Genomic DNA, 757 nt, shown 5'->3' with positions numbered 1-757 from the left:
CCCCCGGAGCCCAGGCCGACAGCGCCACCACGTCCCCGTCCTCCAGGAACGTCCGCTTGCCGTCCGGGAGTTCGAGGGGGTCCCGGCCGTTCCAGGTCAGCTCCAGCAGCGAGCCCCGTTCGCGCTCGGTGGGACCGCTCACCGTGCCCGAGCCGTACAGGTCGCCCGTGCGCAGCGAGGCGCCGTTGACCGTCAGGTGGGCGAGCTGCTGCGCGGCCGTCCAGTACATGGTGGAGAACGGCGGCTCGGACACCACGTGACCGTTGATGGCGACGGAGATCCGCAGGTCGTAGCCGCCGAGCTCCGCCGCGGAGTCGTCCAGGTAGGGCAGCGGCGGGTGCGTGCGCTCCGGCGGAGCCACCCGGGCCTGCTCCAGCGCGTCCAGCGGGGTGATCCACGCCGACACCGACGTGGCGAAGGACTTGCCGAGGAACGGGCCGAGGGGGACGTACTCCCAGGCCTGGATGTCGCGCGCCGACCAGTCGTTGAGCAGGCACAGCCCGAAGACGTGCTCGCGGAAGTCGTCCAGCGCCACCGGCTGCCCCATCCGTGACGGAACGCCCACCACGAAGCCGACCTCCGCCTCGATGTCCAGCCGGACCGAAGGGCCGAACACCGGTGCGGGGTCCGTGGGGGCCTTCCGCTGGCCCGAGGGGCGTACGACATCCGTGCCCGAGACCACCACCGTCCCGGAGCGGCCGTGGTAACCGATCGGCAGATGCTTCCAGTTGGGGGTCAGCGAGTCCTCGGCGTCCGG

Annotated in this window: 1 protein-coding gene; it reads right to left on the bottom strand. The window is 72.1% G+C overall.

Features of this window, described 5'->3' with window-relative positions; genetic code table 11:
* The coding region (locus C1I97_RS38245) for a fumarylacetoacetate hydrolase family protein (protein ID WP_181447119.1) at positions 1-757 on the bottom strand (757 nt) is incomplete at both ends.

The organism is Streptomyces sp. NTH33 (genome assembly GCF_003236365.1).
Classification (GTDB): Bacteria; Actinomycetota; Actinomycetes; order Streptomycetales; family Streptomycetaceae; genus Streptomyces.
The sequence above is the reverse complement of the archived record's forward strand: the minus strand, read 5'-3'. Positions and strand labels throughout refer to the sequence as shown.